The organism is Streptomyces laculatispora, from assembly GCF_017353455.1.
In the GTDB taxonomy this organism is placed as follows: domain Bacteria; phylum Actinomycetota; class Actinomycetes; order Streptomycetales; family Streptomycetaceae; genus Streptomyces; species Streptomyces laculatispora.
Genome location: NZ_JAFMPZ010000628.1, coordinates 1 through 5,512 on the forward strand (window position 1 = coordinate 1; position 5,512 = coordinate 5,512).

The 5,512-nt window shown below is 72.5% G+C and carries 5 protein-coding genes and 1 pseudogene; all 6 read right to left on the bottom strand.

All coding sequences use genetic code 11. From position 1 onward, the window contains the following. Window positions 1-153 (bottom strand): annotated as a pseudogene (locus J1C73_RS35315) (alpha/beta hydrolase); the annotation flags it as partial. Between the two features lie 117 nt (window positions 154-270). Continuing rightward, window positions 271-888: an SUKH-4 family immunity protein gene (locus J1C73_RS32830; RefSeq protein ID WP_207319552.1), complete on the bottom strand. Its 618-nt coding sequence runs from the start codon at window positions 886-888 to the stop codon at window positions 271-273. Window positions 889-1,002: 114 nt separating this feature from the next. Continuing rightward, window positions 1,003-2,199 carry a kynureninase gene (gene kynU / locus J1C73_RS32835; protein ID WP_207319553.1) on the bottom strand — a complete coding sequence of 399 codons (1,197 nt, stop codon included), beginning with the start codon at window positions 2,197-2,199 and terminating at the stop codon, window positions 1,003-1,005. Further along, window positions 2,192-3,040, bottom strand: coding sequence for a tryptophan 2,3-dioxygenase family protein (locus J1C73_RS32840; RefSeq protein WP_207319554.1), 849 nt, complete (start codon window positions 3,038-3,040; stop codon window positions 2,192-2,194). The genes kynU and J1C73_RS32840 overlap by 8 nt, the downstream gene beginning before the upstream one ends. Window positions 3,041-3,375: 335 nt before the next feature. Then, window positions 3,376-3,789 carry a DUF3151 domain-containing protein gene (locus J1C73_RS32845; protein WP_207319555.1) on the bottom strand — a complete coding sequence of 138 codons (414 nt, stop codon included), beginning with the start codon at window positions 3,787-3,789 and terminating at the stop codon, window positions 3,376-3,378. Window positions 3,790-3,856: 67 nt separating this feature from the next. Beyond that, window positions 3,857-5,380: an MFS transporter gene (locus tag J1C73_RS32850; protein ID WP_207319556.1), complete on the bottom strand. Its 1,524-nt coding sequence runs from the start codon at window positions 5,378-5,380 to the stop codon at window positions 3,857-3,859. Window positions 5,381-5,512 lie beyond the last annotated feature (132 nt).

Sequence of the window (5,512 nt, forward strand, 5' to 3'; positions counted from 1 at the left end):
CGCGCCGGTGCGTCCGTCGTGCGGGGCGTAGAAATCGATCGTCTGGTCCGGGTGGCTGCCGTAGGCGGCGGAGGCATCGGGGGCGACCACCGGATGCGAGAACGCGGACTCGGTCTCGGCTGCGTCCTGATCACGCGCGGCAGAATCCGACATGCTGCTCCAACCGTCCCCTGACAATGCCCAACTGGGCTGACCTGCGGGGACGGTATCAGTATGGAGGCGTTCCCTGCCCCGGTGGCGGTCACTGCGGACACCCGCCCGGCCGGGTCGCTAGTAGGACGGGTCGTACATCCCGCTCCGGAGGTCGGCGAAGAAGAAGATCCAGGGGCTTTCCCTGGAGTCCTCCTCGGAGAAGACCAGCGGGTCGAGACCGGCGAACTCCTCCAGTATCCCGTCGGCGAAGCGGTCGAGTTCGCCGTGCGGCGAGAGGACGACGGGGCCGGTCCGCTCGCGTTTCATCCGCAGCTTGCGCCGGTGCAGCAGTTCCAGCATGTGCCGGAGCGAGGAGAGGTCCGTGTGCACCGGACGGAAGTCTCCGACGAAGAGCGCCATCTCGTCGGGGTAGGCGTGCACCGTGCCGTCGCCGAGGTGGAGGAAGAGGTACCAGCCCTGGACCGAGCCGAAGAGCAGCAGATCGCCGAAGTCCAGCTCCGCGATCTCGACCACCTCGCCGAAGCCCACCACACTGCTCGTCTCGACCACGCAGTCGTCCGCGGCGAGAGGCGGGGCCATCCGGAAAGGGCCCTGCGGAAAACCGGCTTCGCACAGCACACGGAGGTCCTCCGGGCGTCGCACCACATCGGCGAGGACCGTGCGCGAGGCCCTCACGTAGCCGGCGGGGCAGCTCCCGCCGTCACCGTCACCGCCAAGGCGAATATCGAAGATCATGCGGTGCAACCCCTCGCCGTCGACGGCCGTCGCACCCCGTTCTTCCCACTCCCGGGTGGGCACGGAACCCGTCCGGCGACCGGGGCGAGCCGGTCGCCGGACTGACCAGGGAGCCTACGCCGCCGGAGCGGCCAACACCTCGGCGAGCAGCCGCGCCGCGCGTTCCGCGTCGGCGAATCCCACGTACAGCGGCGTGAATCCGAACCGCAGCACGTCCGGGCGGCGCAGATCCCCGACGACTCCGCGTGCGATGAGCGCGCCCATCACCGGTTCGGCGTCCTCGCACCGCAGCGCGACCTGGCTGCCGCGTTCCGCGTGGGCGGCCGGGGTGACCGGGGTGACGCGTCCTTCGGGGACGTACGCCGCGACGCACTCCAGGAAGAAGTCCGTCAGCGCCAGGGACTTGGCCCGTACCGCCTCGACCCCGACCCCGTCCCACACGTCGAGGGACGCCTCCAGGGCCAGCATGGACAGGATGTCGGGGGTCCCGACCCGGCCCCGTACGGCGCCGTCGGCGGGCGCGTACCCGGGGGTCATCGCGAACGGGTCGGCGTGCGACGTCCACCCCGGCAGGGGCGAGTCGAAGGCCGCCTGATGGCGTGCGGCGACGTACAGGTACGCGGGCGAACCGGGGCCGCCGTTGAGGTACTTGTACGTGCAGCCGACCGCCAGGTCCACCTCGTGCGCGTCCAGCCCGACGGGCAGCGCGCCCGCGCTGTGGCACAGGTCCCAGACCGCGATCGCGCCCGCCGCGTGCACGGCGGCGGTGAGTCCGGGCAGGTCGTGGAGCCTGCCGGTGCGGTAGTCGACGTGGTTGAGAAGGGCGGCCGCGGTACGCGGACCGAGGGCGTCAGGCACATCGGCGGGGGCCACGGGGACGATCCGGTGACCGGTCATCCGGGCGGCCGACTCGGCGATGTACCCGTCGGTGGGGAAGGTGTTCGCGTCGACCAGGATCTCGTCGCGGCCCTCCGGCGCCAGCCGGGTCGCGGCGACGACGGCCTTGAAGACGTTCACGCTCGTCGAGTCGCCGACGACGATCTGCCCCGCGGCCGCCCCGACGATCGGGGCGATGCGGTCGCCGATCCGCTCCGGCGCCGTCCACCAGCCGCTCTCGCCCCAGGACCGGATGCGCAGTTCGCCCCACTCGCGGGTCAGGACGTCCTGCAGCCGGGCGGGCACGTGGCGGGGCAGCGCGCCCAGCGAGTTGCCGTCCAGGTAGACGGTGCCGTCGAGCGTGAACAGCTCGCGCAGCGGAGCCAGTTCGTCGGCGGAGTCGAGCGCCTGGGCGCGCTCCTGAAGATCAGACATGGCTGCGAGCCGTCCAGAGCTCGGGGAACACGTTCTTCGTGGCGCGCTTCTCCAGCCAGGCGACGCCGGCCGAACCGCCGGTTCCGGTCTTGGAGCCCATGGCCCGCCGGGTGGCGACGAGGTGGTCGTTGCGCCATCGCCACACCAGCTCGCCGACATCGGTGAGCGCCTCGCCGAGCCGGACCAGATCGTCGTTCTGGTCCGGATTGGCGTATATCTCCGCCCAGACGGCCTCGACCTCGGGCGACGGCTCGTACTTCTGGCTGAGGTCGCGGCCGAGCACGGCCCGGGGCACGGCGTGGCCGCGCCGGGCGAGCAGCGCGAGGGTCTCGTCGTACAGCCCCGGCTCCCCGAGCGCCTTCTCCAGCTCGGCGTGCACGCGGGGCGCGCCCCGGTGCGGCACGAGCATGGACGCGGACTTGTCGCCGAGCAGGAACTCCATCCGCCGGTACATCGCCGACTGGAAGCCGGAGCCCTCGCCGAGCGCGGACCGGTAGGAGTTGAACTGGGCGGGGGTGAGCTGGGCGAGCGGCGTCCAGGAGGCGTTCAGCGCCTCCAGCTCCCGCACCGACCGCTTCAGCGCGTCGCGCGCGACCGGCAGCCGGTCCTCGCGCAGGGCGTGCGCGGCGGTCTCCCACTCATGGACGATGACGGTGAACCAAAGCTCCATGACCTGGGTGGTGACCAGGAAGACCATCTCGCCCGGGTCGTCGGAGCGAAGGTGCTGGAGGTGGGTCAGGACATCCGCCTGGACATAGTCCTCGTACGGAGTCGTTCCCGCGAAGTCGAGGTGCGGGGTCTGCGCACCGGTGGCTTCGGGGTCGGGGTGAATCGTCGACATTGCTGTCTCCTCGACACGAGCTTCCGGGTAGCGGTCCGCCCCTTCCGTGAGGTGGTGGAGCTCCGGTCCCCTGCTCGCATCCTAAACGCCTGTCCCGGGGACGCGCAGACCCCGCAGGCAGTGGTACGGCTGCGGGGTCTGCGCGGCAGGGGCCCGGCGGGCCCCGGAAAGTGCTAGGGCCTCTCGTTTGGATCATGCCGGGCTCGCGGGGTCCGGCACGCGCACCTGCCGTGTTGTCGTCGGTCGCCCATGCTCCGCATCGACTCCCTCCTCCGCCTTGCATCTGCACGCACCGGACCCCGCTCCCTGATCCAGCCTGATCCAAACGAAAGACCCTAGCCGAGCGTCTCGGCGGCGGTCGGTGAGGAGTCGCGGAGGAACGACGAGCAGCGCTCGTACTCCTCCTGCTCACCGATCGACTGCGCGGCGCGCGCGAGGGCGTGCAGGGCGCGCAGGAAGCCGCGGTTCGGCTCGTGCTCGAACGGCACCGGGCCGTGGCCCTTCCAGCCGGCCCGGCGCAGTGCGTCCAGGCCGCGGTGGTAGCCGGTGCGGGCGTACGCGTACGACTCGATGACCCGGCCGCCCTCGAACGCCTCGTCGGCGAGCTGCGCCCAGGCCAGCGAGGAGGTCGGGTACTTCGCGGCGACATCGGCGGGCGCGACGTCCGCCGCGAGCAGCTCGCGCGGTCCCGGGTCGTCGGGCAGGTGGGTCGGGGCAGGGCCCCCGAGCAGGTTCTCGTGGATCGACATGGGTCCAAGTGTGCCTGGCACCGGCGCCGCCGGGGCACCAAGGGCGCACAATGCCCGCCCGGGACGTTCACGGGTCGTCCGCCTGGCGTGCCGCTTCCGGGGCCGGCTCCAGCGGCGGGGCGGCAACGCCGCAGTGCACCGCGCACTCGGGACGGGCGGTGTCCCGTACGGCCGTGGGGGGCGTGCGCACGGTCGACCAGGCGATCAGCGCGCCGAGGACCAGCAGCCCGGCGCACATCGGCATGGCGCGCCGGAAGGTCGCGGCGAACTCCCCGGCGTTCCGGTAGGCCTCCGGCCCCATCCCGGCGAGCAGCGGCAGCGCGGCCACCGCGATCAGCCCGGCGGCACGGGCCGCGGCGTTGTTGATCCCGCTGGCGAGGCCGGCCCGGCCGGTGTCCACGGAGGCCAGGACGGTCGCGGTGAGCGGGGCCACCAGGGTGACCAGTCCGACGCCGAGGACGGCGACGGCCGGCAGCACGTCGGTCAGGTACCCGGTGACGGTGTTCGAGCCCGGCCCCACCCGCAGCATCAGCAGCATTCCGGTGGCGGCGATCAGCGGGCCCACGGTGAGCGGGATGCGGGGGCCGATGCGCTGGCCGAGCTCGCCCGACCTGGCCGAGAACAGCAGCATCAGGACGGTCGTCGGCAGCAGCGCGGTACCCGCGCCGAGCGCCGAGTACCCCGCGACGACCTGGAGCTGGATCGCGGAGAGGAAGAAGTAGCCGCCGAGCGCCGCGTACACGCAGAGGGTGACGATGTTGACGGTGGTGAACTGCCGGGAGGCGAACACCGACGGCGGCAACATGGGGTACGTCCGCCGCCGCTCGACCTGGACGAACGCGACGCCGAGCAGCACCCCGCCCACCGCCGCCCCGATCACCGCCGGGGAGGCGCCCAGCCCCGGCGCCTCGATCAGCGCGTACGTCACCAGCGCGAGGGCGAGCGCGCCGAGCGCCGCCCCGAGCACGTCGAAGCGGCCGTGCGCGTAAGGGTTCCGGGACTCCGGCACGTGGCGCAGGGCGATGGGCACGCAGACGGCGGCGAGCGGCAGGTTGAGCAGGAACACCCACCGCCAGCCGGGCCCGTCGACGAGCCAGCCGCCCACGAACGGCCCGACGGCGGCCCCGACCCCGCCGAACCCGGACCACAGCCCCACCGCGCGGGCCCGGTCGTCCGGATGGAAGCTCGCCTGGATCAGGGCCAGTGACCCGGGGGTGAGGAGCGCCCCGCCGACGCCCTGGAGGGCGCGGGCGGCGATGAGCACGAAGGCGTTGGGCGCGATGCCGCAGAGCAGCGAGGCGAGGGCGAACCACACGACCCCGATGACGAAGACCCTCCGCCGCCCGTACCGGTCACCGAGCGCCCCACCGAGCAGGATCAGCCCGGCGAGCGTCAGCATGTAGGCGTTGACGGTCCACTGGAGTGCGGCCAGGTCGGTGCCGAGGTCCTCGCCGATACGGGGCAGGGCGACGTTGATGACGGTGGAGTCGAGCATGGCCATGCTCGACCCGAGCACGGTCGTCAGGACGACCCAGTGCCCGGCGGCGGAGGCGACCCGAATCCCGGGTCCGTCCGCCTCACTCTTCTCCATGCCCCCAGCATCAACGCCGACCGCCCCCGGGGCCACCGGGGGTACGGAACAACTCAAGCCCCTCGCGCAATCCACCTCAGCCGCGCAGCTCAGGCCCCTCAGCCGGCCAACTCAAGCCCCTCCGGCGATTGA